The organism is Streptomyces sp. NPDC033216 (assembly GCF_055577115.1).
The window spans coordinates 123,237-149,916 of the sequence record NZ_JBVIQK010000014.1 but is presented as its reverse complement, the minus strand read 5'-3'; the positions used below and the strand labels follow the sequence as shown (position 1 = coordinate 149,916).

22 protein-coding genes are annotated in these 26,680 nt (G+C 73.8%); 12 read left to right on the top strand and 10 right to left on the bottom strand.

Going from position 1 to position 26,680, the window contains the following annotated elements; genetic code table 11:
- The first annotated feature begins 103 nt into the window (after positions 1 to 103).
- Entirely contained in the window at positions 104 to 1,582 is a 1,479-nt protein-coding gene (locus tag ACZ5Y0_RS24565) for a cellulose binding domain-containing protein (RefSeq protein WP_469130833.1), read from the top strand.
- Positions 1,583 to 1,633: 51 nt separating this feature from the next.
- Here the strand turns inward: ACZ5Y0_RS24565 and ACZ5Y0_RS24560 are convergent, their stop codons facing one another.
- The 4 genes from ACZ5Y0_RS24560 to ACZ5Y0_RS24545 form a co-directional block, all read right to left on the bottom strand.
- On the bottom strand, positions 1,634 to 3,316 hold the full coding sequence (locus ACZ5Y0_RS24560; RefSeq protein ID WP_469130832.1) for an alkaline phosphatase D family protein: 1,683 nt from the start codon (positions 3,314 to 3,316) through the stop codon (positions 1,634 to 1,636).
- Positions 3,317 to 3,612: 296 nt separating this feature from the next.
- Positions 3,613 to 4,539, bottom strand: coding sequence for an anti-sigma factor RsbA family regulatory protein (locus ACZ5Y0_RS24555; RefSeq protein ID WP_469130831.1), 927 nt, complete (start codon positions 4,537 to 4,539; stop codon positions 3,613 to 3,615).
- Complete coding sequence (locus ACZ5Y0_RS24550) at positions 4,536 to 4,889, bottom strand: STAS domain-containing protein (protein ID WP_469130830.1); 354 nt, start codon at positions 4,887 to 4,889, stop codon at positions 4,536 to 4,538. The genes ACZ5Y0_RS24555 and ACZ5Y0_RS24550 overlap by 4 nt, the downstream gene beginning before the upstream one ends.
- 215 nt (positions 4,890 to 5,104) lie before the next feature.
- Positions 5,105 to 5,317 (bottom strand): DUF4287 domain-containing protein, encoded by a 213-nt coding sequence (locus ACZ5Y0_RS24545; RefSeq protein WP_469130829.1) that lies wholly within the window; start codon positions 5,315 to 5,317, stop codon positions 5,105 to 5,107.
- Positions 5,318 to 5,711: 394 nt separating this feature from the next.
- Between ACZ5Y0_RS24545 and rsgA the strand changes: the two genes are divergently transcribed.
- The 3 genes from rsgA to ACZ5Y0_RS24530 all read left to right on the top strand — a co-directional run bounded on the left by rsgA (position 5,712) and on the right by ACZ5Y0_RS24530 (position 9,457).
- On the top strand, positions 5,712 to 6,812 hold the full coding sequence (rsgA, locus tag ACZ5Y0_RS24540) for a ribosome small subunit-dependent GTPase A (protein ID WP_469130828.1): 1,101 nt from the start codon (positions 5,712 to 5,714) through the stop codon (positions 6,810 to 6,812).
- A 700-nt stretch (positions 6,813 to 7,512) separates the two neighbouring features.
- Positions 7,513 to 8,898, top strand: a complete 1,386-nt coding sequence (locus ACZ5Y0_RS24535; RefSeq protein WP_469130867.1) for a DNA-3-methyladenine glycosylase 2 family protein — start codon at positions 7,513 to 7,515, stop codon at positions 8,896 to 8,898.
- Positions 8,885 to 9,457: a methylated-DNA--[protein]-cysteine S-methyltransferase gene (locus ACZ5Y0_RS24530; protein WP_469130827.1), complete on the top strand. Its 573-nt coding sequence runs from the start codon at positions 8,885 to 8,887 to the stop codon at positions 9,455 to 9,457. Before ACZ5Y0_RS24535 ends, ACZ5Y0_RS24530 begins: the two co-directional genes overlap by 14 nt.
- On the opposite strand, the gene ACZ5Y0_RS24525 is transcribed toward ACZ5Y0_RS24530, so the two are convergent.
- Positions 9,454 to 9,831, bottom strand: a complete 378-nt coding sequence (locus ACZ5Y0_RS24525; RefSeq protein ID WP_469130826.1) for a PPOX class F420-dependent oxidoreductase — start codon at positions 9,829 to 9,831, stop codon at positions 9,454 to 9,456. The genes ACZ5Y0_RS24530 and ACZ5Y0_RS24525 overlap by 4 nt on opposite strands.
- Positions 9,832 to 9,894: 63 nt before the next feature.
- On the bottom strand, positions 9,895 to 10,386 hold the full coding sequence (locus ACZ5Y0_RS24520) for a DUF456 domain-containing protein (RefSeq protein ID WP_469130825.1): 492 nt from the start codon (positions 10,384 to 10,386) through the stop codon (positions 9,895 to 9,897).
- A 174-nt stretch (positions 10,387 to 10,560) separates the two neighbouring features.
- On the opposite strand from ACZ5Y0_RS24520, the gene ACZ5Y0_RS24515 reads away from it, so the two are divergent.
- Both ACZ5Y0_RS24515 and ACZ5Y0_RS24510 read left to right on the top strand, forming a co-directional pair.
- Positions 10,561 to 12,363, top strand: a complete 1,803-nt coding sequence (locus ACZ5Y0_RS24515) for a protein phosphatase 2C domain-containing protein (RefSeq protein ID WP_469130824.1) — start codon at positions 10,561 to 10,563, stop codon at positions 12,361 to 12,363.
- Positions 12,364 to 12,632: 269 nt separating this feature from the next.
- Entirely contained in the window at positions 12,633 to 13,118 is a 486-nt protein-coding gene (locus tag ACZ5Y0_RS24510) for an ATP-binding protein (protein ID WP_469130823.1), read from the top strand.
- 75 nt (positions 13,119 to 13,193) lie between these two features.
- Here the strand turns inward: ACZ5Y0_RS24510 and ACZ5Y0_RS24505 are convergent, their stop codons facing one another.
- Positions 13,194 to 14,240: a DUF2637 domain-containing protein gene (locus ACZ5Y0_RS24505; protein WP_469130822.1), complete on the bottom strand. Its 1,047-nt coding sequence runs from the start codon at positions 14,238 to 14,240 to the stop codon at positions 13,194 to 13,196.
- A gap of 302 nt (positions 14,241 to 14,542) precedes the next feature.
- Positions 14,543 to 15,391, bottom strand: coding sequence for a (2Fe-2S)-binding protein (locus tag ACZ5Y0_RS24500; RefSeq protein ID WP_469130821.1), 849 nt, complete (start codon positions 15,389 to 15,391; stop codon positions 14,543 to 14,545).
- A 157-nt stretch (positions 15,392 to 15,548) separates the two neighbouring features.
- Between ACZ5Y0_RS24500 and ACZ5Y0_RS24495 the strand changes: the two genes are divergently transcribed.
- Positions 15,549 to 16,379, top strand: coding sequence for a GntR family transcriptional regulator (locus ACZ5Y0_RS24495; protein WP_469130820.1), 831 nt, complete (start codon positions 15,549 to 15,551; stop codon positions 16,377 to 16,379).
- A 143-nt stretch (positions 16,380 to 16,522) separates the two neighbouring features.
- On the opposite strand, the gene ACZ5Y0_RS24490 is transcribed toward ACZ5Y0_RS24495, so the two are convergent.
- Together ACZ5Y0_RS24490 and ACZ5Y0_RS24485 are read right to left on the bottom strand one after the other, a co-directional pair.
- Entirely contained in the window at positions 16,523 to 17,296 is a 774-nt protein-coding gene (locus tag ACZ5Y0_RS24490) for a hypothetical protein (protein ID WP_469130819.1), read from the bottom strand.
- Positions 17,297 to 17,608: 312 nt separating this feature from the next.
- Positions 17,609 to 19,300 (bottom strand): PucR family transcriptional regulator, encoded by a 1,692-nt coding sequence (locus tag ACZ5Y0_RS24485; RefSeq protein ID WP_469130818.1) that lies wholly within the window; start codon positions 19,298 to 19,300, stop codon positions 17,609 to 17,611.
- Positions 19,301 to 19,667: 367 nt separating this feature from the next.
- On the opposite strand from ACZ5Y0_RS24485, the gene ACZ5Y0_RS24480 reads away from it, so the two are divergent.
- From ACZ5Y0_RS24480 to ACZ5Y0_RS24460, 5 genes are all read left to right on the top strand, one after another.
- Positions 19,668 to 20,558, top strand: coding sequence for an FAD binding domain-containing protein (locus ACZ5Y0_RS24480; protein WP_469130817.1), 891 nt, complete (start codon positions 19,668 to 19,670; stop codon positions 20,556 to 20,558).
- Positions 20,558 to 21,133: a (2Fe-2S)-binding protein gene (locus ACZ5Y0_RS24475; protein ID WP_469130816.1), complete on the top strand. Its 576-nt coding sequence runs from the start codon at positions 20,558 to 20,560 to the stop codon at positions 21,131 to 21,133. Before ACZ5Y0_RS24480 ends, ACZ5Y0_RS24475 begins: the two co-directional genes overlap by 1 nt.
- A gap of 26 nt (positions 21,134 to 21,159) precedes the next feature.
- Positions 21,160 to 23,559 carry a xanthine dehydrogenase family protein molybdopterin-binding subunit gene (locus ACZ5Y0_RS24470; protein ID WP_469130866.1) on the top strand — a complete coding sequence of 800 codons (2,400 nt, stop codon included), beginning with the start codon at positions 21,160 to 21,162 and terminating at the stop codon, positions 23,557 to 23,559.
- Positions 23,560 to 23,706: 147 nt separating this feature from the next.
- Positions 23,707 to 25,164: an NCS2 family permease gene (locus ACZ5Y0_RS24465; RefSeq protein ID WP_469130815.1), complete on the top strand. Its 1,458-nt coding sequence runs from the start codon at positions 23,707 to 23,709 to the stop codon at positions 25,162 to 25,164.
- A 209-nt stretch (positions 25,165 to 25,373) separates the two neighbouring features.
- Positions 25,374 to 26,525, top strand: a complete 1,152-nt coding sequence (locus tag ACZ5Y0_RS24460; protein ID WP_469130814.1) for an XdhC family protein — start codon at positions 25,374 to 25,376, stop codon at positions 26,523 to 26,525.
- Positions 26,526 to 26,680 lie beyond the last annotated feature (155 nt).

Here is a 26,680-nt window from a genome sequence, read left to right as displayed (position 1 = left end):
TCAGTTGTGCGGGAGTCGTGAAAAGCTCTGGCCTGCCGCGAGGTTCCCCCCAACTCCATTGCCGACATGTCGAGTTGACCTCGCTCCTGGATGCAGGAGATTCATGCCCGACCTGCCGACCCCCAAGGACGCCGCCGAGGCCGCGCTCTTCTCGGAGTGCTGGGACGCTGTCCTGTCGTACGCCGACCTGTGCACCTCCGGGTCGACCGCGGCCGGCCAACTGGCCCGCGAGGCGTTCGCACTCGGCATACGCGAAGCCCGCGCGGCCGAGGACGGCACCCGGCACGGGGCCGGCCGCCGGGCCTCCCGCCTGCCCCGGACACCCCTGCTGCTGACCGCCGTACGCACCACGGCGGCTGCCTGGGAGGCTCGGGGGCAGGGCCACAAACTCGACCCCGACCTGCGCCTGTGGCTGAACTCCGACAAGGCCGCGCGGTACACGGGACCGCCCCTGCGCCGGCCCATCGCCCTGCGCGGGCTGCGCGACATGCAGGAGCCGGACGCCGCGCTGCTGTGGCTGGCCGAGGTGGAGGCGCTGCCGCTGCGCGCCGTCGCCCGCCGGCAGGGGCTGGACCCGGCCGCCGCGATGGAGGAACTGAACCAGGTCCGCGGGCTGTTCCGGGACCGTTGCCACCGCAACCATCTCGACATGCCGATGGACGCCGAGTGCCGCAGCTATGTCCGGCTCCTCGACGCCGTCACCCGCTCGCCCGTCGCCGAGACGCCCGAGGACCTCTCCCGGCACCTCGCCACCTGCGTGGAGTGCGCGGAGGCCGCGGCCTGCCTGCGGCTGCACGGCGGCGGGCTGCCCGCGGCACTGGCCCAGGGGGTGATCGGCTGGGGCGGACTGGCCTATCTGGAGCGCCGCCGCCGCGCGGCCGAGGTGCGGATGGGCGCGGGCCGCCCCGCCGGGCCCGACCCGGACGGCGAGTGGGACGACCCGGCCGCGGACAAGGCGCGCACCCTGCGCAACGGCCTGCTCGTCGCCGCCGTCCTCGTCTCCGCGCTGGCCCTCGCCGTGTCGCTGATGCCGTTCGGCGACAGCGACGACTTCGCGCAGGGCGACCCCCCCACCGACAGCACGCCGGTGGCCGGCCCCGGGATCCCGTCCGGGCCGTCCGCCGCGCCCGACACCTCACCGTCGTCGACCGGCGCGGGCGCGGGCACCGCCTCCCGCTCGCCGAAGTCCTCCCGTGGCGGTCTGCCGTCGGCGACGACCCGGCCCGATCCGGAACCCCAGGGCACCTCGTCGTCCACCGCGCGCACGGCGGCCTGCGAGGTGGCGTACGACCTCGTCAACCAGTGGCCCGACGGCTTCCAGGCCACCGTCACCGTGACCACCGCCGAGGCGCTGGACTCCTGGCGGGTCGCCTGGTCCTTCCGCGACGGCCAGCGGGTCGACCAGATGTGGGACGCGAGCGTCGGCCAGGACGGCTCGCGGGTCACCGCCTCCAACGCCGACTACAACAAGGACGTCCCGGCGGACGGCACCCTCTCCTTCGGCTTCCTCGCCTCCTGGCAGAAGAAGAACACGGCACCGTACGCCTTCAGCCTGAACGGGGAGCCCTGCACCCTGTCGTGACCCGCCGCCGAGCGGCACCGCCCGGCGACCGCGCCGAGCGGCACCGGCGCGTCACACCGGTGTCAGGCCGGGACTGCCCGCCTCCGTGACGAAGGACGCCGCCGTGGAGGCGGGGGAGCCGGGGGTCGTCACCGCCGCCAGCGTCCTGAAGTCGGCGCGGGCCGCGTCCGGCGTCATCTCCACCCGGACATAGCCGCGCCGGCCGTCGTAGAAGCGAAGATGCGGGTTGGCCGTGAGGCACGTCTGCCAGTCGGCGGGCCGCTCGGTGCCGTCCTTGCCGCTGGCGACGGACGTGGCGACGATCTCGGCGCCCAGTGTTCTCGACTCCGGGTCGTCGAAGTCGGCCTTGATGTCGAAGGCGTGGCCCACATGGACGTCGCCGGTCAGCACGACCAGGTTGCGCACCCCCGCCGCCCGCGCCCCGGCAAGGACGCGGCCGCGGGAGGCGCGGTAGCCGTCCCAGGCGTCCATCGACATCGGCGCCTGCGCGCCGGTGCTCAGCTTGCGCTGGGAGAAGCAGACCTGTTGCGGCATCACGTTCCACACGGCGTCGGACGCCCGCCAGCCGTCGAGCAGCCACTTCTCCTGGGCCGCGCCCGTCATGGTGCGCGCCGGATCGTCCGACTCCGGGCCGGGCGCGTGCTGGACGTCGCCGTAGGCCTGGTCGGAGCGGTACTGGCGGGTGTCGAGGATGTCGAACTGCGCGAGTGAGCCCCAGTGCAGACGCCGGTACAGCGGCATGTCGGCTCCGACCGGCGACCGCTCGGAGCGCAGCGGCTGGTGCTCCCAGTACGCCCGGTAGGCGGCGGCCCGCCGCAGCAGGAACGCGGCGGGCGGACCGCCGTGCTCGTCGACGGCGCCGGCGTAGTTGTTCTCGGTCTCGTGGTCGTCCCAGGCGACGACGAAGGGATGGGCGGCGTGGGCGGCACGCAGGTCGGGATCGCTCTTGTAGAGGGCGTACCGCAACCGGTAGTCCTCCAGGGTGACGGTCTCCCGGTCGAAGACCGCGGGCAGCACCCGGTCCGGGTAGTCGCGTGCGCCGCCGGCCGAGTTCACCGGGTACTCGTACAGGTAGTCCCCGAGATGGAAGACCACGTCGATGTCCTCCTGCGCGAGGTGCCGGTGCGCCGTGAAGTACCCGTCGTGGTACGCCTGGCAGGACACGGCCGCGAAGGCCAGCGAGCCGGGGGTGGCGCCGGGGGCGGGCGCGGTGCGGGTGCGGCCGGTCTCGCTGGTCCAGGCGCCCGTCCTGAACCGGTAGTAGTACGGACGTCCCGCGTCGAGGCCGGTGACGTCGACGTGGACGGTGTGGTTGTACTCGGGCAGCGCGAGGGCGGTCCCGCCGCGCACCACCAGGCCGAAGTGCTCGTCCCGCGCCAGTTCCCACTCCACGGTGACGCTCTGCCCGGCCAGCCCGCCGCCCGGCTCGTACGGCGCCGGCGCGATCCGCGTCCACAGGACCACGGAGTCGGGCAGCGGGTCACCGGAGGCGATGCCCAGGGTGAAGGGGTCCTCGGAGATCCTCGCCGGGTCGAGCCGGGCGACGGCGGCCGCGCCCCGCGCGGGGACATGGGTGGCGAAGGCGAGGGCCGCCGCGGCGGCGGTGAGGGTCAGGAAGCGGCGACGGCCGAAGTGCCCTACGGCGGCGCGCGGTTCGGGACCGTGGAGGAGCGTGCTGTCCTGGAGGGCGGCGGAGCCGGAGAGCGGGGCTCGGTGACGGCCGGTCGGGCGCATGGGGGCTCGGCTCCCGTGAGGATCAGGGGGCGTCTGCGGCCTCGGCGGCCGGAGCCCGCGGCGCGGGCCCCTAGATGCTAGGCGGACCATCTCCGTGATTCCGGCAGGCGGGACGCTCCTTCGGAGTCATGGCCGCCGACGGGACCGTGACCGGGGCGCCCTGACCGACCGTCAGCGCCGGAAGGGGGGACACGCGCTCAGCCGCTGTGCCTGTGGGACGTGCGACAACCCACGTCCCACAGGCCCGCGTCTTCACTGGCCATCTCTCCGCAGGCGGCGTCTACGAGCCCACGTCCCTATATGCCGACGTAGAACCGCACGGTTGTGCCGTCGGGTGACGTGTGCAGGCGCACCAGGTCGGACACGTAGTGCACCAGCATCAGGCCCCGGCCGCCGATCTGTCCGCGTCCCGGCGGCCTGCGGCCGGCCAGCGGGTCGGTCAGTCGGCCCTGGTCGCGGACCTCGCACACGACCTGCCCCGCCTCGGCCCAGATCCACAGCGTGCCCTGGCCCCCGCCGTGGATCACGCTGTTGGTCGTCAGTTCCGCGACCGCGAGTTCCGTGTCCTGGAGCCGCTGCCCGGCGAGGCCCAGCCGCGCGGCCCGGTCGACGGCGAAGTGGCGGGCCTCCGGCAGCTCGGCGGAGCCGAAGGAGAAGACGGCGGCGTCCGGCGCGGGCACGAGCGCCTCGTTGTAACGGTCGACCACGGCCTGCCAGTCGTAGGCCTCGCTGGCCCGCTCACGGCCCCCGGCGATCAGGGTGGGGTGGGTGATCCGCGCGTCGGCGAGTACGTCCGGGTCCAGGCGGCTCTCGTCGTACGGACACAGGATCGTGGCCGCCCGGCCCTCGAAGGCCGCGTTGATCAGCGCCTCGTGCTGCGCGCACGCCGGGTACTCCACGGAGCTGCGGCCGGCCCAGATCGGCTCCCCGATGATCCGGACGCGCGCGTCCGGATGGGCGTCGGCGAACGCGCGCAGAACGCCCGGGATGATCCGCCCGGGGTTGCGGCCCGCCTCGGTCATGTCCAGGAGGAGGACATCCTCGGCGTCCGGACCCAGTCCGTCGCTGATGATCTCCAGATTGGGGCCCGGTACCGCCACCGCCACGGGCTCGCCGAGGGCCAGGCCCTCCCGGACGAAAGGCACCGTGTGGTCGGCGTAGTCCTGCCCGGTGCGGTAGAACAGCGCCGGGTGGACGAACTTCTCGTCGGCTACCGAGGTCATCGCGGCGCCACCTCGATCCCGTGCAGCGTCGGCCAGAACAGGGCCAGCACGCGCGACAGTTGTGGGGGCGGGCACTCCACGACGACCCGTCCGGCCGGCAGGTTCATCGCGGTGACGGCGAGCGCCGAGACCCCCGCCACGTCGACGAAGGCCACGCGGGACAGTTCCACGTACGACACGTCGGCGTGCCGGCGGGCCAGTTCGGCCAGCGCGCCCTCCCAGGACGGGCGGGTGGCCACGCTGATCTCGCCGCTGACGCGGATTCCGGCACGACCGGACAACGGGCTCACCTCCAGCACGGCACTGCCGTGCGCGGGAGAGGAATTCCCCCAGTCGCTCGTGCCATCCACACTCGGTCTCCTCCGCGGTCGCCGACCGTCTGCTTCGTCCTGGCGTGGCACGGACGGAAAACGGCGCTTGTCTGACATGCAGCCTACCGCCGTGCGGCCGCTCGGGCGGCGACACCCTCCCCTGCCCTGGCGTCCCCCGTCCTGCGGCTTCCCCGGAGCGGTAGGGCCATGCCTCCGCCCCCGGCCCACTCAGGTGTCCCCCCGGGAGGGACGGTTCAGCGGCCTGCGGCCTCCGCGAGGGTGTGCGCGACCAGGGCGTTGGCGTGGCCGTGACCGAGACCGTGCTCGGACTTGAGCCAGGTGACCAGCTCCATGTGCCGGGTCAGCGGCGAGGTGCGAATCAGCTCCTGCCACGCGGCGACCGGGCGGCCGTACTTCTTCTCGATCGAGGGAAAGTAGCCGGCGGGGCCCTTCACGGGGGCGCTCATGGCGATCGCGTCCTTTCCTGCGGCGGGACAGTCGCTCCTTCAGACCGGAGGAGGGCGTGGAAGACATCGGCCGAATGATGTGATGTGCGTCACGGGACCTGCGATCCCGTCGCGGCGGGACGGCAGCCGGGCCGGGGAAAACGGATGGCGGCGGTCGCCGGCGTGCTCCTATCCTGACGGCGCTCGACCCGGCCGCCGCCGGCCATGACACGGACGGCGTGCTTGACGTACATGACGCAGATCAGGAGGTGTGACCGATGACTGTCGCCGACACGGGTGCTCTTCGCAGCCACCAGACGTTCGTCCACCCCACCTCCGCGGTCTCCGGCTGACCACACGAGCTTCCGCGCGCCCCTGAGCGCGCCGCCGGGACCGCCCCTGTGAAGGGTCTGTCTTGAACCTCTCCTCCTCCCCGGCTCCGTCCCACCCGCTCGCCCCCTACGGCTGGGACGAGGGATGGGCGGCCGAGTTCGCCGCACACGCCGAGCGGGGTCTGCTCCCCGGCCGTGTCGTCCGCGTCGACCGCGGGCAGTGCGACGTCGTCACCGGCGACGGCGTGGTCCGCGCGGACACCGCCTTCGTCACCCCGCACGACCCCCTGCGGGTCGTGTGCACCGGAGACTGGGTCGCCGTGGACACCGACGGCAGCCCGCGCTACGTACGGGCGTATCTGCCGCGTCGTACCGCCTTCGTGCGCTCCACCTCGTCCAAGCGGTCCGAGGGGCAGATCCTCGCGGCCAACGTCGACCACGCGATCGTCGCCCTGTCGCTCGCCGTCGAACTCGACCTCGGGCGCGTCGAACGGTTCCTGGCGCTGGCCTGGGAGTCAGGCGCCCAGCCGGTCGTCGTGCTCACCAAGGCCGACCTCGTCGCCGACCCCGCCGCGCTCGCGTACCTCGTCGAGGACGTCGAGAACAGCGCGCCCGGCGTGCCCGTACTCACCGCCAGCGCCATGGCGGGGCACGGCGTCGAGGAGCTGGCCGCACTCCTCGGCCGGGGCACGTCCGTGCTGCTGGGGGCGTCCGGCGCGGGCAAGTCGACCCTCGCCAACGCGCTCGTCGGCGAGGACGTCATGGATGTGCGGGCCACCCGCGACATGGACGGCAAGGGGCGACACACCACGACCACCCGCAACCTGCTGCCGCTGCCCGGCGGAGGCGTCCTCATCGACACGCCCGGACTGCGCGGCGTCGGGCTGTGGGACGCAGGACAAGGCGTCGGCCGGGTGTTCGCCGAGATCGAGGAGTTCGCCCGCCGCTGCCGCTTCCAGGACTGCGCCCACGAGCGCGAACCGGACTGCGCGGTGCTCGTGGCCGTGGAGAGCGGCGACCTGCCGGTCCGACGGCTGGACAGCTACCGCAAACTCGTCCGGGAGAACCAGTGGATCGTCGCCAAGTCCGACGCCCGGCTCCGCGGCGACGTCCGGCAGGACTGGAAACGCAAGCAGGCCGCCGGGCGAGCCGCCGGGCGGGCCAAGCGCGCGCGGGAGTGGTGAACGGCGGGCGTCGTCGGCCGGACCGGGCCGCCGCGCCGGCCGAGGGGGCAGGGGAGCGAAGCCGGGCCGCGTCGCCGTGCGGGCGCGGTGCGACACCGGGGCGGTGAGGGGGACGGCGCCGCCGCGTGCCAGGCCTTGCCGGTCCCGGCCTGGCACAGCCTCGTCCGGGCCGGGGCCGGACTGCTCGGCCCCGCCGCACTCCGGCCTGTTCGGGCCGGCTCTCGGTCCGGACTGCTCGGCCCGCTCCGGCCGTGGCCCTGGGCCTGGCCCCGGCCGCGGTCCGCCTTGCACGGCCGCGGTTTGGCCCTGCGCGGCCCCAGCCCCGACCTCCCCGGCTCCGGCCCCGGTCCGGCCTTGCGCGGCCCAGGCTCCGGGCGCGGTCCGCCTTGCACGGCCCCGGCTCCGGCCGCGGTTTGGCCCTGCGTGGCCCCAGGCCCGGCCCCGACCTCCCCGGCTCCGGCCCCGGTCCGGCCTTGCGCGGCCCCAGGCTCCGGCCGCGGTCGGCCTTGCCTGGCCTCGGTCCCGGCCGTCCGGCTGGGCCCGGTCCGGCTCGGCGGTCCGGTCGTGCCTGGTCCAGCTTCGCCCGGTCCGGTCGGGCCCGCCCGGCACACGCCGGTGAGAGGAACGGGTCCGGACCCTCACCGTCATGTCCGATTTCCGCTAGCAGCATTCTCCCCGCGGGCGAAGACTGGGACCCGTGATGGACGAGGAGAGCAGGTACGAGGCGGTTCGCAGCCGGGACGCCCGGTTCGACGGCGCGTTCTACTTCGCCGTCGAGACGACCGGCATCTACTGCCGGCCCAGCTGCCCCGCCGTGACGCCGAAACGCCGGAACGTGCGGTTCTTCGCGACGGCCGCCGCCGCGCAGGGTTCGGGTTTCCGGGCCTGCCGGCGGTGTCGGCCGGACGCCAGTCCGGGGTCCGCCGAGTGGAACGTGCGCGCCGACGTCGTGGGCCGCGCCATGCGGCTGATCGGCGACGGGGTCGTCGACCGGGAGGGCGTCGCGGGGCTGGCCGTGCGCCTCGGATACAGCGCCCGTCAGGTACAGCGCCAGCTCACCGCCGAAGTCGGCGCGGGGCCCGTCGCCCTCGCCCGCGCACAGCGCGCGCACACCGCTCGGGTCCTGCTGCGGACGACCCGCCTGCCGGTCACGGAGATCGCCTTCGCGTCCGGCTTCGCCAGCGTGCGCCAGTTCAACGACACGATCCGGGCCGTGTACGCCGCCACCCCGACCCAGCTGCGGGCCGCCGCCCCGCGCCAGGACCGTACGGCCGCGCCGGGAGCCGGGATCCCGCTGCGGCTCGCCCACCGGGGCCCTTACCAGCCCGGCCCGGTGTTCGACCTGCTCGAACGCGAGGCCGTGCCCGGAGTCGAGGAAGTGAGCGGTCCGCCGGGCGGCCGGACCTACCGCCGGACCCTCCGCCTGCCGTACGGCACCGGGATCGTCGCCGTCGAGGAACGGCCGGGCTCCGTGCCCGGCGCCGCCGTCCACCCCGGCGGGTGGCTCGACGCGCGCCTGCACCTCACCGACCCGCGCGACCTCACCACCACCGTTCAGCGGCTGCGCCGGCTCCTCGACCTCGACGCCGACCCGTACGCCGTCGACGAGCGGCTAGGCGCGCACCCGCGGCTCGCCCCGCTCGTCGCCGCCCGGCCCGGACTGCGCGCGCCCGGCGCCGCCGACCCGGAGGAGTACGCGGTGCGCGCGCTGGTGGGCCGCGCCGAGGCCGCGTCCCTGGTCCGCGCGCACGGCAAGACGCTGGACGCGCCCTGCGGCGGCCTCACCCACCTCTTCCCCGAACCGGCCGCCCTCGCCGACACCGGCGGCCCCCTGGGCCGGCTCGCCACGGCCCTCGCGGACGGCGCCGTACGGCTCGACCCCGGCGTCGACCGGGACGACGCCCAGGAGGCGCTGCTCACCCTGCCCGGCCTGGACGGACGTACCGTGGCGGTGATCCGGGCCCGTGCCCTCGGCGACCCCGACGTCGCGCCGCCCGACGCCGACGTCCCCGACAGCTGGCGTCCCTGGCGGACGTACGCCCTTCACCACCTGCGTGCAGCGGAGGAACCCCATGTACTTCACTAGCGTCGGCAGCCCGCTCGGTCCTCTGCTCCTCACCGCGGGCCCGGACGGCGCGCTGACCTCGCTGTCCGTCCCGGGGCAGAAGGGCGGCCGGAACGTCCAGGACGGGTGGCGGCGCGACCCCGGGCCCTTCCGCGCCGCCGAGGAGCAGCTCGCCGCCTACTTCGCCGCCGAGCTGAAGGAGTTCCGGCTGGAGACGCGCGCCGAGGGCACACCGTTCCGGATGCGCGTCTGGGCCGCCCTCGACGCGGTTCCCTACGGCGCCACCACGACCTACGGCGAGATCGCCGCCCGCGTCGGAGCCCCACGGGCCGCCGTACGGGCCGTCGGCGGGGCCATCGGCGCCAACCCGCTGCTGATCGTGCGGCCCTGCCACCGCGTCATCGGCGCCGACGGCTCACTGACCGGTTACGCGGGCGGTCTGGAGCAAAAGGTACGGCTGCTGACGCTGGAAGGGGCCGAGGCCGCAGCGCCGCCGGGCGCGTCCCGGGTGCCGGGAAGCCGGGAAGCAGAGGAGCCGGCGACTCCGGGAGTCGGCAACCCCCGGAGACGGCGAGCCTAGGAGCCGTCGTCTTCCAGGCCCCAGCTGTGGATCCGGCGAGGATGGATGCGGATGACCTCCTCGCTGAAGTGGGGCCCGAGGTCGTGCGGCCCGGTCAGCAGCTCGGCCTCACCCCGTATGTCGACCCCGCGCACCCGCCACGGGCGCTCACTGACGATGTCATCCACGACCAGGGCGACCTTCGGGTTCTTCTGGAGGTTGCGCCACTTCTTGGTCGTGCCCATGGCGTGACCGCCGACCAGGATCGTGCCGTCGTCCTGCGGATGGAAGCCCACCGGGTTCGCCTGCGGCCGGCCCTGCGGGTCGACGGTGGCCAGCCGCCCCAGCCGCTGTGACCTGAGGTAGGCGCGCTCGGCCTCGCTGAATTCGGTCATGCACAGCAGCGAACCACGCCTCCCGGGTGCTGCGCATCGGCTCCTGGGTTCAGGACGCGAGGACTACCGGGGCCCACCCCACAGCACCGCTCCCAGCCATGCTCCCATGATCAGCAGGCAGGCGAAGAGTTCCGCGAGGATGCTGGAGCCGCCCGCCCGCATCACCGTGCGCAGGGAGGCGCGGGCCGCGTCGGCGCGTCCCAGGCGGAGCCGCTCGGAGAGGTAGATGCCGCCGAGGAAACCCGGGATCGCACCGAGCACCGGCACCAGGAAGAAACCGAGGAAGGCGCCCGCTCCGGCGTATCCGGCCATCCGGTGGGTGGCTCCGCTCGACTTCAGGCGACGCGGCGGCAGCGCCCAGCGCACCACCTGGGACAGGAAGAGTACGACCGTCGCACCCACGAGCACCAGCCAGGCGACCGGCTGGGGGTCCTTCAGAGCCCACCACAGGACCGCGGCCCACACCAGCCACGATCCCGGCAGGCCTGGCACCAGCACTCCGCACAGGCCGAGCAGAATGATCAGACCGACCAGCAGGAGTTCCCACGCTCCCATCTGCCCAGCCTGCCGGAAGCGGGCCGAAGGGGCAGTTCGAGGGACGGGGCGCCGCCGGTCAGCGCTGCCGGTTCGCCCCCGCCGCTCGCACGCCTGTTCCTTCCCTCCGCGGGTCCGGAGGCATTTTCCGGATGCCCCGTTCTCCCACGGGCCTCGCGGTGGACAATCAGGGGCATGAGCCAGCAGGGGGGAAGGCCCACCGGCCACGAGGACGACTGGTGGGCTCAGCTGTACGACGACACCGCCGAGGACACCGGCCCCACGGCCGCCGCGGACTCGCTGGACGACAGATTCGCGTCGGCGGCCGGGACGGTCCGCACCGGGGGTCCGGCGGGACGCTCCGCCGCCCCGACCGGCGCCGTTCCCGCCGACGCGGTCTCGGCCGGCGCCGTGCCGGCAGACGCACCGGCCGAGGCGGAGCCGCGGACGGCCGGTTCCGTGCCGGGGCCGCGCCAGGAGGCGACGGGGTGGCCCGACTGGAGGGCGGGGAAGCAGACGGGGGAACAGCCCTCGGCGGCTGGGCCGGCTGGGCCGGCTGGGGGTGCTGGGCCGGTCGGGGCAGCCGAGGCGGCCGGCGACGGCCTTCCGACTGACCGTCCCCCCGCGCCGCCCAGCACCCCCCGGGAACCGTCGGACCCGCCCACCGGACCGACGACGTACCTGCCCGGCCCACTGCCACCGGGATTCGACGTACGGACGTCCCAGGGCCTCGCCCCGGACGACCGTACGTCCCCGGCGTCGGCGCACACCGTCCCGGCACCGCCCGAGGCCCCACCCCTCCCGCAGTCCCCGCCGGAGACGCCGCCCCCCACCCGGAGCGCCCGTCCCGCCGAGCCCCCAGGCGCCCCGCAGGCCCCGCCGCAGCCGCAGTCGGCACCTCCGCTCCCCGACCGCGCACCCCTGCCTCCGGGCGCCCCACCGCTCCCGCACGACCAGCCCCCCGCACCCCCACCCGCCCCCGCCGGGCCGCCCCCGCCGCACGGGCTGCCCCCCGCGAAGGCCTATCTCGGGTCCGGACCGCCCACCTACGACGCCGAGCCGACCGCGCTGCCGGCCGCCGATCCGGACGGGCTTGACGATCTCGTCGCGGACACCGTGCTGGACGGGGCCCGGTACGGGACCTGCACGTTGCGGGCGGTGTCCGTGCGCGGCGACTCCGCGCGGTATCGGGGCGAGCCCCGCCGCGACTCGCTGCTCACCGCCCGTTTCGGCAGCGGCGATCAGGCGCTGGTCCTGGTCGCGATGGCCACCGGCACCCGCGCCACGCCGGGCGCGCACCGGGCGGCCGCCGAGGTGTGCCGCTGGATCGGGCGGGCCGTGGGCCGCAGTCATGTCCGGCTCGTGGAGGACATGAGGGCCAGCCGGAGGGGAGACCTGAAGTCGGGGCTGCACCGTCTCACCGACCGCGGTCTGGGCCGGCTCCGCGCCACCGCCGCCGAACAGGGCCTGGCGCCGGGGGAGTACGCCGCGGGCCTGCGCTGCCTGCTGCTGCCCGGCGACCCCGCGTGCCGTGTCCGGGTCTTCTTCGGCGTCGGCCCCGGCGGACTGTTCCGGCTCAGGGACGGCGCGTGGCAGGACATCGAGCCGCAGGTCGGTGAGGTCGTCGGCGAGCCGGTCGTCGGCTTCGGCGCGCTGCCCGCCGAGACCCCCGAGGGCGACCGACTCACCATGGACTTCGGCATCCCCACTCCGCCGAGCCCGTACGGGCCGGCCCCCGAGCCGCCCCGCGAACCGTTCCGGTTCCGGGCTTCCGTAGCCCGCCCGGGTGACACGTTGCTCATGTGCTCCGACGGCCTCGCCGAACCGTTGCGCGGCGAGCCCGAGCTCCTCGCCCACCTCTCCCGACGGTGGGCCGCGCCGACCCCGCCGGGGCTCGCGGCGTTCCTCGCCGACACCCAGACCAGGGTCAAGGGGTACGCGGACGACCGTACGGCCGCCGCTGTTTGGGAGGCGCCGTCCGAAGAGACGGTCCGGTGACGGCGCCATCCGCCGGACAGGGTGCCGCGCGCGGCACGCGGCCACGGATGCAGGGCTTCGAGTAGAGCTGGTTTCGGCCAACTTCGCACGCCGGTCCCGGGGCCGGGCAACGCCGCCACCCGCCGGGGGAGCCCTGGGGCCCGCCGGGACGTGGCCGAACACCTGGTCGTCGAGGACGCGACATGACTGGCCCGCCGCCCACGGGGGCAAGCATCCCGTGAACGTGTTCGAGCAGGAGGGGAACCGATATCGGCACGCGGGCGGGGGTCATGAAGAGGCAGGCACGAGGCAGCGGTTCGACCGTGATCGCGAACACCTCGGCGAGGACGCAGACAGATCAGGACACGGCGGACGGCGGCGGGCGCGGGCACCCGTCCCAGCTTCGGCGCAGACTCGGGCGGGCGGACCTGGGGGCCGTACCCGAGACGCGTCGGGCGCTGCGCGAACTGCTGCGGCACTGGGGGAAGCCCGGACAGTCGGAGACCGCGGAACTGCTCACGAGCGAACTCGTCACCAACGCGCTCGTCCACACCGATCAGGACGCGGTCCTGACGGCGACGGTCGGACCGGACGGTCTGCGGGTGGAGGTACGGGATTTCGTGGCCGGCCGTCCACGGCCGCGCGGGCCGGGCAGCGACGAGGGGACGCACGGCCGGGGCCTGGTCCTGGTCCAGTCCCTCGCGGACGCGTGGGGCGTGCGGACGCACGGGATCGGGAAAGTGGTCTGGTTCGAACTGGGCGCCGAGATGGCGTGAGCGGAACGCAGGAACAACGTGACAACGGGAAGGGGGCGCGACCTGCCGGTCGCGCCCCCTTCCCGTAACCACTTGTCAGCCGAACTGCTGCTCCAGGTCCTTGAGCTTGCGCTCCAGGGAGTCCAGACGCGGCAGGGCCATCGTGTCGTCCTCCGCGGTGAGGTCGACGGTGATCGGGTCAGTGCTCTGGCGGACCGGCTGGAGGGAGGGCCGTGCAGGCACGGGCAGTTGTTCCGGCGAGTTCGCCGCTATGGCAGGCTCCGCGGGTACGCGTTCGGTGCCCCGCTCCAAGGAGGCCTGGGCCTCCAGCTGGCGGCCGCCGCGGCCGGGGAATCCACGGTGTCCACGGCTGATCGCCTTGAGCTGGGCGCGCTCCACGCGGTCCTGCTCGCGGCGGCGCAGTCGCGCCGTCTCCTTCTGCCGCTTGTCCTCGCGCACCTCGTCGACGGCCTCGTCCAGGCTGCGCACGCCTTCGAGGAGCATCAGCGACCACGCCTTGTAGGTCTCACGAGGGGCCCGCAGCCAGCGCACGACACGGATCTGCGGCAGCGGGCGCGGCACCAGACCCTGCTCGCGCAGCGCGGCCCGGCGGGTCTGCTTCAGGGCCCGGTCGAACAGGACGGCCGCGGACAGGGACATGCCGGAGAAGAACTGCGGTGCGCCGTCGTGGCCCAGACCGCGGGGGGCGTGCACCCAGTTGAACCAGGCAGCGGCGCCCGCGAACGTCCATACGAGGATCCGCGAACCGAGGGCCGCGTCACCGTGGCTTGCCTCGCGCACGGCGAGCACGGAGCAGAACATCGCCGCCCCGTCCAGGCCGAACGGCACGAGGTACTCCCAGCCGCCGGTCAGGTTCAGGTTCTGCCGGCCGAAGCCGACCAGCCCGTGGAAGGAGAGCGCGGCGGCCACCGCCGCGCAGCAGAACAGCAGGACGTAGGAGGCGGTGCCGTATATGGCCTCCTTGCGCCTGCGGCGCTCTTCGCTGCGCTCCCACGAGTCGTCGCTCGCGTTCCCCCCCGAGGAGCGCTTTCCGCGCGCGAGCACCGCCACCGCCGCCAGCATGCCCAGGAGCAGCACGGCGCCCGGAAGCAGCCAGTTCAGCGATATGTCGGTCAGTCTCATCTGGGGTCCCTTGCATTGGGATAGGGCGTAACGCCCGCCATGGTGGCCCAATCCCGGCGTCCCTCAGGGGGTTTCGGGGCAAGAGGCCGCCAAGGAGGTGCAAGGGGATGCCCAGGGCGACGTTCTGCTCGAACTGCCGCTTGAGGGGCGGGAGTTGAGTTCGAATAAGACTACCCGTACGGGTGGTTCCACGGAAAGTTCCCGTGTCGGGTGAGGAAGCCGTGAAGCATCCGTAACCCCGCGGGGCGTCCCGTTCGGGTGATCTTACGGGACGGGAGGTGCCGGGCCGACCTGAGGGTGCCTCAGCTCGCGGCGAGAGGCACGAGCTTGGCGACACGGTCCGTGTCACAGGTGCGCGGACAAGTGGCGCAGGTGTCCTCGGGGCGCACCGTGTAGAACATGCAGCAGCTCGCCCGGTCCCGGGTGGGCAGTGGCTTCCCGTCCGGCCCGGTCAGTTCCCGGAAGGCCGCCGAGCCGACGTACGGCCGGGTCGCGCCCGGCAGCAGCAGCTCCAGTTCGTGCCGGGCCCGCTCGCCCTCGCCCTCGCCGAGCAGACCGGCGACGTACCAGAGGCCCTCGACGATCTCGTCCGTGACCATGCCCCACAGGGCGCGCCCGCGCCGACGCGTGCGCGGGCCGAAGCCGGCCAGCACGGGTTCGTGGTGCTCGGCGACGGCGGCCCGCACCTCCGCGCGCAGGGCCTCCTCGTCGGGGACCACCCGCGAGCCGGGCAGGGCCGCTGCCGGGTCGCCCGGCAGGCAGGCGAACGAGACGGGCGTGCGGACGGCCATCCGCATGCCGGCGCCGGTGCGGTCGTACCAGACGTGGGCCACCGGGAGGCGGGGGACCCTGCGGTACAGGAACCAGGGGACGGTGATGAGCAGGCAGGCCGGCCAGGCGTACCGGTGCAGTCCGAAGCTCGCCACCACGTCGGGGCGGGTCCGCTGTCCGTAGTCCCGCACCACCTGGGACTCGTCCCAGGCCAGGAAGGCGTCCAGGTCCGCACCGCCCTCCGCGAGCGCGGCCGCCGACACCCAGCCGCCGCCGCGCGGGGCCGGCTCGTCCCGCCCCAGTTCCGTGACGGTGAGGCCGGGGTGGGCCATGGCGAGACGGACGTACGCGTCCGCCACGGCCGACGGGCGTGTGGGCATACCGGGACCACCGATCCACCAGTGCGTGCGAGGTAAGGCTTACCTTATCGAATCCGTTTCGGATTTGAACTGACGGCCAGTACGCCTAAGGTGCTTGACGGACGAGTAACAACCAGCCGTAATGACCCCAAGTACCGACACATCCGGAGGAGGCCCCGTGGAGCGGAGCGCCCAGGGCTCTGCCGGGACGGGGATCCCCGGCGCGGGGCCACGGGTCCCCGCACAGCCGCGCGCCACGGACCGGGACCGGGCTGCGACGCCCCCCGTCGCCGGCGGCGGGCCGCCCGGCCCCGGCAGCGCTGCCGGGGCCGTCCGCGGCGAGCACACGCACAGCGAGACCCCCTTCCCGCGTCCCCTCGTCCAGCGGTCCTCCGTCCGCGGCCAGATCCTCGACGCCCTGCGTACCGCTCTCGTCGCCGGTGACCTGGTGCCCGGCGAGGTGTACTCGGCCCCCGCCCTCGGCGAGCGCTTCGGCGTCTCCGCGACACCGGTCCGGGAGGCGATGCAGCAGCTGGCCCTGGAGGGCGCCGTCGAGGTCGTGCCCAACCGGGGTTTCCGGGTGATCGTGCGCGGCGCGCGCGAGCTGGCCGAGCTGGCGGAGGTGCGGGCCCTGATCGAGGTCCCCGTGCTGCTGCGGCTCGCCCGCACGGTCCCCGCCGAACGCTGGACGGAGCTGCGCCCCGTCGCCGAGGCGACCGTCCGCGCCGCCACCTCCGGCTGCCGCGCCACCTACGCCGAGTCCGACCGCGCCTTCCACCGCGCGGTCCTCGCCCTGTGCGGCAACGAGCAGCTGGTCTCCCTCGCGGACGACCTGCATCGCCGGTCCCAGTGGCCGCTGGTGGGCGGCCCCGTCTCGCGCGGCCGGGCGGACCTGGTGGCCGACGCGGCGGAACACCTCACGCTGCTGGAGGCGCTGGGGTCGGGGGACGCGGACGTGGTGCAGGCGCTGGTGCGGGAACACTTCGCGGGACCCCGCACGAAGGGCTGACCGGGTCACCCCGCCCCTCGCCGTCGCCGTCGGCGGCGTCAACCGCCGTGCCGTCCCACCGACACGTCCCCGTGCGCGGTTCCTCGGCCCGGCACGTCCCCGTGCCGGGCCGAGGAACCGGGCCTCCGGCCCGGGACAGGCCGCTATGCCGTGGCCGCCGGTGGTGCCAAGTGGCGCGCCAACCACGTCGGGACGCCGCCCAGGAGCTGGAACAGGCGTCGCGCCTCCTCGCGCAGCCGGGACGCCTCGGGCTCGGTCTCCGCGTCCGCCAGGGACACCAGGGCCGGAGCCGTACCCACCAGGTAGCCCAACTCCTCCCGGATGCGGAGGGATTCGGCGAAGCCGTGGCGAGCCTCGGCCGTGTCGCCGTCGCGCAGGGCGAGGCCCGCGAGGTGCCTCCAGGTGAAGGACAGCAACAGGGCGTCGGAGCGAGCCGCGGCGGCCGCGTGCGCGCGCCGGTAGGCGGCGCGGGCGGCCTGCGGGGAGCGGGTCAGGTTCTCCGCGAGCAGTCCGCGCCGGAAGTCCAGCAGGGGCCGCCCCGCCGCGTCCGGAGGGATCAGCGCGGCCGCCCGGCCGAGCGCGGCCCGCGCCTCGTCGGCCCGGTCGCGCACCCCGTGCACCGTCGCCGCGTACGCCAGGTGCCCACGTTCACATGCGGCGGCGCCCCGCTCCTCGTCGGTGTGGGCGAGGGCCTCCGCCGTCCGCAGCGCGTCCTCCGCCTCCTGCCAGCCCTGCTCGGTGTAGAGGCAGCGTTCCACGAGGAGAGCGGCCCGCTGGACGGCCCCCGCCGCGCTGTCCGGCGGGAGCAGCGCCGCGGCGTCGGCCCAGCAGGCCCGCGAGCGCAGCCGCCACACCGCGGTCTGGAGGGGATCGTCGCCAGCGGTCGTTCCGTTGCCAGACATGGCGGAATGCGCCACGTTGCCCTCCCCGGGGTCCGGTCCTTCGGATCAGCTCCGGGTCGCGGGACTCGGCACGCGCCTCCGCGGCGTCGTCGTCGGTCCTCGACGCTCCGCGTCGACTCCCCGCTCCGCCTCGCGGCCGCACGCACCCGAGCCCCGCTCACCGGGTGGCAAGGCACCGCCCCTCACTACCGACCTCATCCGAAGGACAGGCCCAGCACACCATTGAGCTATGAGTGGTGGCCGCATCTCAACACGGATCGCGGGGCCGGGCCAAGGGGGCGGGTGAAGCTTTTCACAAAGTCGGGGGACTCCAGGGCCTCCCGGGTTTCAGCTCATCCGCAGTGCCAGGAAGAAGTCCAGCTTGTCCTCGAGGCGCGAGAGGTCACGGCCCGTCAACTGCTCGATTCGGCCGACGCGGTAGCGCAGCGTGTTGACGTGCAGGTGGAGCCGGGAGGCGCAGCGGGTCCACGAGCCGTCACAGTCCAGGAACGCCTCCAGCGTCGGGATCAGCTCGGCGCGGTGCCGGTGGTCGTAGTCGCGCAGGGGGTCCAGGAGGCGGGCGGTGAAGGCCCGGCGGACGTCGTCGGGCACGAACGGCAGCAGCAGGACGTGCGAGGCCAGCTCCTGGTGGCCCGCCGCGCACACCCGGCCCGGACGGGCCGCCGCCACCCGGCGGGCGTGCCGGGCCTCCTCCAGGGCGCCCCGCAGCCCCTCCGCCGAGTGCACCGCCGCGCTGACCCCCAGCGTGACCCGGCCGTCGCCGTCCAGGCCCGCGGCCAGCGGCTCCCGCACGGAGGTCAGCAGGGCGTCGGCGAGGATGCCGGACTCCGAGCCGTCGTGCTCGCTGGAGACCGCCGGGAGGGGGACGAGGGCGATGGCCTCGTCCCCGGTGTGGGCGACGGCTATACGGTCGGAGGGCTCGGGGCCGGTGGCGTGCGGGTCGACGAGGATCTCCTCCAGGAGGGACTGGGCGATCGGGCCGCCCTCGATCTCGGCGCCCTCCCCGCCGTCCCACTCGACGCGCGCCACCACCACCTGCCAGTGCGGTGCGGCCCCCAGTCCGGGCAGCAGCACCGGGGCCGCCACCCGCAGCCGGGCCGCGATCTCGGCGGGCGCCGCGCCCGTCTGGACCAGTTCGAGGACCTCCTGGGCGAGCCGCCTGCGCACCGTGCGTGCCGCGTCCCGGCGGTCCCTCTCGACCGAGATGAGCTGGGTGACGCCCTGGAGGAGGTCGAGCCGCTCCTCCGCCCAGTCCCCGGCGTCCGCCTCGACGGCCAGCAGCCAGTCCGACAGCACGGTCTCGCGCACGTCCCGCCCGGCAGGGGCGGCCTGCGGGGCGCGCCCGCTGCTGCGGATCGGGAACAGCGAGTACGTCACACCGCCGAGGATCACCCGGTGCGGGCCCCGCCGGCCGGTGCGGACGGCCGCCAGGTGTTCGGCGGCCAGCCTCGCGCACACCTCGGCCGGCAGCACCGGCCCGGCCACCTTCGGGCCCGCGATGAGCCGGCCCGTGGGGGACAGGACCCAGGCGCGCAGGTCGAGGTCGGAGCCGAGCAGGTCCAGGACCACGTCCGGCCCGCCGCCCGCCGGTCCCGAGGTCATCATCCGACGGTGCCGGTCGACGACCGCCGCGAGGTCCCCGGCGCGCTCCCCGGACACCTGGCGTACGACGTGCTCGGTGATCGTGGCGAACGCCACCGACTCGTGCACCGCGAACAGCGGCAGCCGGTGCCGGGCGCAGGCCAGGACCAGATCGTCGGGCACGTCGCCCAGTTCGGCCTCCCCGGCGGCGAGCGCTGCCACCCCGGCCTGCACCAGGAGCCGTACGAACGGCTCGGAGTCCGCGGCGTCCCGGCGCCAGGCCAGGCCCGTGAGCACCAGCTCTCCGCCGGACAGATAGCGGCTGGGATCCCGCAGGTCGGTGGTCATGACACCGCGTACCGTGCGGTTCAGCTCGTCCTGGCCGCCGAGCAGCCGCAGGCCCAGCGCGTCGGTGTCCAGCAGTGCGCGCAGCCGCATTCTCGTCGCCGCCGTTCCTTGTCCGGAAATCTACGATGGAGGGTGAGGGGTCGCGGGGCGAACGGGCCCCGGAGACCGGCTCCCGGCCCCCGTGAGCACTCTCACGAGCGGCGTTCTCGGATTGCCGGGTCGCTTCCCGCGTTTCCACGGGAGAACTGTGAGGTTACCGATGACCTCCGTTCATACGAATCTACAAGATGACCGCGACGACCAGCCAACTCCTTCATGGTTTCCGTGACTGACCCGGGCGGAGTACGGCGCTGTGTACTGGCCACGATCCGCGTGAACAGCACATGAGAGAGCCGGGACCGCCGCACCCGATCTGGCTCGAACCGAAAGACTCACGAGACCAGGAAGAGAGCCGGTCATGGACTTCCTTCGACCCGCCAGCTGGCAGGAGGCGCTCGCCGCGAAGGCCGAGCACCCCACCGCCGTGCCGATCGCGGGTGGCACCGATGTGATGGTCGAGATCAACTTCGACCACCGGCGGCCCGAGTACCTCCTCGACCTGGGCCGGGTGGGTGACCTGTACGAGTGGGAGGCCGGCGAGGACTCGGTGCGGCTCGGTGCCTCCGTCCCCTACACGAAGATCATGGAGCACCTGCGGTCCGAGCTGCCGGGCCTCGCCCTCGCCTCGCACACCGTCGCCTCCCCGCAGATCCGCAACCGCGGCGGCGTGGGCGGCAACCTCGGCACCGCCTCCCCGGCCGGTGACGCCCACCCCGCCCTCCTCGCGGCCGGCGCCGAGGTCGAGGTCGAGTCGGTGCGGGGCTCCCGGCGCATCCCCGTCGACGACTTCTACACCGGTGTGAAGCGCAACGCGCTCGCCGCCGACGAGCTGATCCGCGCCGTCCACATCAAGAAGGCCGACGGCCCCCAGCAGTACTCCAAGGTCGGCACCCGCAACGCCATGGTGATCGCCGTGTGCGCCTTCGGACTGGCCCTGCATCCCGAGACCCGCACGGTCCGCACCGGCATCGGCTCGGCCGCGCCCACCCCCGTCCGGGCGAGGACCGCGGAGGAGTTCCTGAACGCCGCGCTCGACGAAGGCGGCTTCTGGGAGAACGGAAAGATCATCACCCCGTCGCTCGCCAAGCGGTTCGCGGACCTGTGCGCCGCCGCCTGCAACCCCATCGACGACGTCCGCGGCACCGCGAGCTACCGCCGTCACGCGGTCGCCGTCATGGCCCGCCGGACCCTGACCTGGACCTGGGAGTCGTACCGCGGCGCCCGCCGCGCCACCGAGGGAGCTGCGTGATGCGCGTCAACTTCACCGTCAACGGACGTCCGCAGGAGGCCGACGACGTGTGGGAGGGCGAGTCCCTGCTGTACGTGCTGCGCGAGCGGCTCGGCCTGCCCGGTTCCAAGAACGCCTGCGAGCAGGGCGAGTGCGGCTCCTGCACCGTCCGCCTCGACGGCGTGCCGGTGTGTTCCTGCCTGGTCGCGGCCGGCCAGGTCGAGGGCCGTGAGGTGGTCACCGTCGAAGGGCTCGCGGAGTTCGCCAGGGAACGCTCCCGCGGAACGGGTGCCCGCGGCGGCACCTCCCTCGAGGAGACCGGGGCCCGGCAGGCCCAAGGCGGCGACTCCCACACCGGCGAGGGCGGCGAACTCGCCCCGATCCAGCAGGCCTTCATCGACGCGGGCGCCGTCCAGTGCGGCTTCTGCACCCCCGGACTGCTGGTCGCCGCCGACGAGATGCTGGAGCACAACCCGAACCCGACCGACGCGGACATCCGCGAAGCGCTGTCGGGCAACCTGTGCCGCTGCACCGGTTACGAGAAGATCATGGACGCGGTCCGCCTGGCGGCCGCCCGGCAGGGAGAGGTGGTCTGACGGTGTCCGCTCACTCCGACAGTTCGGTGTCCTCCCCCAACGGCACCCCCACCAAGATCACCCAGGGTGCGCAGACCAAGGGTGGCGTCGGGGAGTCCACGCTCCGCCCGGACGGCACCCTGAAGGTCACCGGCGAGTTCGCGTACTCGTCCGACCTGTGGCACGAGGACATGCTCTGGGGCCAGATCCTGCGCTCCACCGTCGCGCACGCCGAGATCGTCTCCCTCGACACCGCCGAGGCCCTCGCGCTGCCGGGCGTGTACGCCGTCATGACGTACGACGACCTGCCGACGGACGTGCGGAACTACGGCCTGGAGATCCAGGACACCCCCGTCCTCGCCCACGGCAAGGTCCGCCACCACGGCGAGCCCGTCGCGATCGTCGCCGCCGACCATCCGGAGACCGCCCGCCGCGCCGCCGCCAAGATCAAGGTCGAGTACCGCGAACTGCCCGTCATCACCGACGAGGCCTCCGCGACCGCCCCCGACGCGATCCTCGTCCACGAGGACCGCGACGACCACCACATCGGCCACGTCCCGCACCCGAACATCGTCCACCGCCAGCCGATCATCCGCGGCGACGTGGCCAAGGCCGCCGGGAAGGCCGACGTCGTGGTCAGGGGCGAGTACCGCTTCGGCATGCAGGACCAGGCCTTCCTCGGCCCCGAGTCCGGCCTCGCCGTGCCCGAGGAGGACGGCGGCGTCCACCTCTACATCGCCACCCAGTGGCTCCACTCCGACCTGCGTCAGATCGCGCCCGTCCTCGGCCTGCCCGAGGACAAGGTCCGGATGACCCTGGCCGGCGTGGGCGGCGCGTTCGGCGGCCGCGAGGACCTGTCGATGCAGATCCACGCCTGCCTGCTGGCACTGCGCACCGGGAAGCCCGTCAAGATCGTCTACAACCGTTTCGAGTCCTTCTTCGGCCACGTCCACCGCCATCCGGCCCGCCTGTACTACGAGCACGGCGCGACCAGGGACGGCAAGCTCACCCACGTGAAGTGCCGCATCGTCCTCGACGGCGGCGCGTACGCCTCCGCCTCCCCGGCCGTCGTCGGCAACGCCGCCTCGCTCGGCATCGGCCCCTACGTCGTCGACGACGTGGAGGTCGAGGCAGTCGCCCTCTACACCAACAACCCGCCCTGCGGGGCGATGCGCGGCTTCGGCGCGGTCCAGGCCTGCTTCGCCTACGAGGCGCAGATGGACAAGGTGGCCAAGCGACTGGGCCTGGACCCGGTGGAGTTCCGGCAGCTCAACGCCATGGAACAGGGCTCGATCATGCCGACGGGCCAGCCCGTGGACTCCCCGGCCCCGGTCGCCGAACTCCTGCGCCGCGTCAAGGCGATGCCGATGCCGCCGGAGCGCCAGTGGGAGTCCAGCGAGGGCGCGGACGTACGGCAGCTGCCCGGTGGTCTGTCCAACACCACGCACGGCGAAGGCGTCGTCCGCGGAGTCGGTTACGCGGTCGGCATCAAGAACGTCGGCTTCTCCGAGGGCTTCGACGACTACTCGACCGCCCGGGTGCGCATGGAGGTCGTCGGCGGTGAGCCGGTGGCGACCGTGCACACCGCGATGGCGGAGGTCGGCCAGGGCGGCGTCACCGTCCACGCGCAGATCGCCCGCACCGAACTGGGCGTCGCCCAGGTGACCATCCATCCAGCCAACACGGAGGTGGGCAGCGCCGGTTCCACCTCGGCCTCACGCCAGACGTACGTCACCGGAGGCGCCGTGAAGAACTCCTGCGAGCTGGTCCGCGACAAGGTGCTGGAGATCGGACGCCGCAGGTTCGGCTCCTCCCACCCGGCCTGGGCCACCGCCGAACTCCTGCTGGAGGGCGGCAAGGTCCTCACCGACGGCGGCGAGGTGCTCGCCGACCTCGTGGACGTCCTCGGCGACGAGGCGGTGGAGGTCGAGGCCGAGTGGCGGCACCGGCCCACCGAGCCCTTCGACCTGCGCACCGGCCAGGGCTTCGGCCATGTGCAGTACTCCTTCGCCGCGCACCGCGCCGTCGTCGAGGTCGACACCGAGCTGGGCATGGTGAAGGTCGTCGAACTGGCCTGCGCCCAGGACGTCGGCAAGGCCCTCAACCCGCTGTCCGTCCTCGGCCAGATCCAGGGCGGCACCGTCCAGGGGCTGGGCATCGCGGTGATGGAGGAGATCATCGTCGACCCGAGGACCGCGAAGGTGCGCAACCCCTCCTTCACCGACTACCTGATCCCGACCATCCTCGACACGCCGACCATCCCGGTCGACGTCCTCGAACTCGCCGACGACCACGCCCCGTACGGGCTGCGCGGCATCGGTGAGGCCCCGACCCTGTCCTCGACCCCGGCGGTGCTCGCGGCGATCCGCGACGCCACCGGACTGGAGCTGAACCGGACACCGGTCCGCCCCGAACACCTCACCGGGACAGCCCCCTCGGGCGACTGAACCGGTAAGTCCGCCCGGGGGGTGCGAGCCGGCCCCCTCGGGCCCCAACCGGCCGTCCTGGGCCGTCCCCCGGGTCGTGCACATCCCAGATCCCGCCACCGCCGACGGCAACCGCGGGTGTCCCTGTGAACCTTGGGAGACGGCACCATGACCCAGCAGTCACTGGAGCCCGGGACCACGGCCGAAGGCGCGGGCGAAGGAACCCGCGTCCCGGCCGGCAGGTCCTGGCTCGACCGGTACTTTCACCTGTCGCAGCGAGGAACCACCGTCACACGTGAAGTGCGCGGCGGCGTCACCACCTTCATGGCGATGGCGTACATCCTCCTGCTCAACCCCCTGATCCTGTCCGGCAAGGACGTGTCGGGGGCCACCCTCGGCCAGCAGGCGCTCATCACCGCGACCGCGTTCGCGGCGGCCCTCAGCACCCTGCTGATGGGTCTCGTCGGCAGGGTGCCCCTCGCGCTCGCGGCCGGCCTCTCCGTCTCCGGTGTACTCGCCTCCCAGGTCGCACCCCGGATGACCTGGCCCCAGGCGATGGGCATGTGCGTGATCTACGGCGTGGTCATCATGCTGCTCGTCGTCACCGGCCTGCGCGAGATGGTCATGAACGCGATCCCGCTCGCCCTCAAGCACGCGATCACCATGGGCATCGGCCTGTTCATCGCCCTGATCGGCTTCTACAAGGCCGGCTTCGTGCACCGGGGAGAGGCGACCCCCGTCTCCCTCGGCCCCGCGGGCGAGCTGGCCGGCTGGCCGGTGCTCCTGTTCGCCGTCACCCTCCTCGCCATCGTCATGCTCCAGGCGCGCGGCGTCCCCGGCGCCATCCTGATCGGCATCGTCGCGGGCACCGCACTCGCCGTCGTCCTCAACGCCCTGGACGTCATCGACCCGAGGCAGTGGGCGAGCGGCCCTCCCGAACTGCCCGGCGGCGCCGTCTCGATGCCCGACTTCTCGCTCCTCGGCCACGTCGAGTTCGGCGGCTGGGGCGAGGTCGGCGCGATGACCGTCGGCCTGATCGTGTTCACGCTCGTGCTCGCCGGGTTCTTCGACGCGATGGCCACCGTCATCGGCGTCGGCACCGAGGCGAAACTCGCCGACGAGCAGGGCCGGATGCCGGGCCTGTCCAAGGCGCTGTTCGTCGACGGCGCGGGCGGCGCGATCGGCGGCGTCGCGGGTGCCTCCGGCCAGACCGTGTTCGTCGAGTCGGCGACCGGCGTCGGCGAGGGCGCCCGGACCGGCCTCTCCGCTGTCGTCACCGGCCTGTTCTTCGCGGCCTGCCTCTTCTTCACGCCGCTGACGGCGATCGTGCCGGGCGAGGTCGCCGCAGCGGCCCTGGTGGTCATCGGCGCCATGATGATGACGAACGCCCGCCACGTCGACTGGTCGGACCGGGCCACCGCCGTACCGGTCTTCCTCACCGTCGCCATCATGCCGTTCACCTACTCCATCACCGCGGGCGTCGCGGCCGGCGTCATCTCGTACGTGGCCGTCAAGGCCGCCCAGGGCAGGGCCAGGGAGATCGGCGCCTTCATGTGGGGTCTGGCGGTCGTCTTCCTGGTGTACTTCGCCCTCAACCCCATCGAGAGCTGGCTCGGCGTCCACTAGGGCGTGCCTGACGACGCGCGTCGGATCAGTGCGCGGCGTCCGGTGGGGTACGTCGCAAGGCGGAGGATCGTCCGCGTACCCAAGGTACTCGGGTGATCCGACAACGTGGCGAAGTGCCGTGCCGGGCGCCGCGCACCCGGCGGCTTGTCAGACACGCCCCGGCCGCGCCCGACCATTCCCCACACGACCGCAGTTGAGGAGAGCGAGACATGCTGGACATCGCCGATGAGCTGAACCGTTGGGTCGAACAGGGCCGTGACTTCGCCGTCGCCACCGTGGTGGCCGTCGGCGGCAGCGCGCCCCGCCGGCCGGGCGCCGCCCTCGCGGTCGACGCCGACGGCACCGCGATCGGCTCGGTCTCCGGCGGCTGCGTGGAGGGCGCGGTGTACGACCTGTGCCGACAGGCCCTCGCCGACGGGGAGTCAGTCCTCGAACGCTTCGGCTACAGCGACGACGACGCCTTCGCCGTCGGCCTGACCTGTGGCGGCGTGATCGACGTCCTCGTCACCGCCGTACGGGCCGGCGACCCGGTCCGCCCGGCCGTCACGGCCGGCCTGCGGGCCGCGGCGTCAGGTACGGCGGTGGCGCTGGCCCGCGTCGTGAGCGGAGAGGCCGAACTCGTCGGCCGTGCACTGGTCGTGAGCCCCGACGGCTCCTACGACGGCGGCTTCGGCGGCCACCGCGAACTGGACCGCGCGGTGGCCGCCGAGGCCGGTGCCTTCCTCGACGCGGGCCGCACCGGCACGCTGGAGGTCGGGGCCCGGGGCTCCCGGTGCGGGGCCCCGCTCACCGTCCTCGTCGAGGCCTCGGTGCCGCCGCCGCGGATGATCGTCTTCGGCGCGATCGACTTCGCGTCGGCTCTGGTGCGGATCGGCAAGTTCCTCGGGTACCACGTCACGGTGTGCGACGCGCGCCCGGTGTTCGCCACCCGCCGGCGCTTCCCCGAGGCCGACGGGGTCGTCGTCGACTGGCCGCACCGGTACCTGGAGCGCACGGAGGTGGACGCCCGGACGGTCCTGTGCGTCCTCACCCACGACGCCAAGTTCGACGTCCCGCTGCTCCGGCTCGCCCTGCGGCTGCCGGTCGCCTACATCGGCGCCATGGGCTCGCGCCGCACCCACCTGGACCGCGCCGAGCGGCTGCGCGAGGTGGGCGTCACCGAACTGGAGCTGGCCCGGCTGCGGTCCCCCATCGGGCTCGACCTGAATGCCCGTACGCCCGAGGAGACCGCCCTGTCCATCGCCGCGGAGATCGTCGCCGACCGGCGTGGCGGCAGCGGTGTCTCCCTGACCGGAGCGCACACCCCGATCCATCACGACACGGCGACGGGGCGGGCCGGGAGGATCGGCTCGGTCGCCTGAGCCGGACGGTCGACCGGGCCACGGCGTCGGCATGATCCCGGCGGCATCGGTGTACAGGTCCGTCTCGACCGCCCCGTCGGAAGTCACTGCCCGGCCGCCCGATGCCTCCGCCGTCGTCTCCCGGACGACCCCGGCAGCCGTCTCGGCCCGTCCCC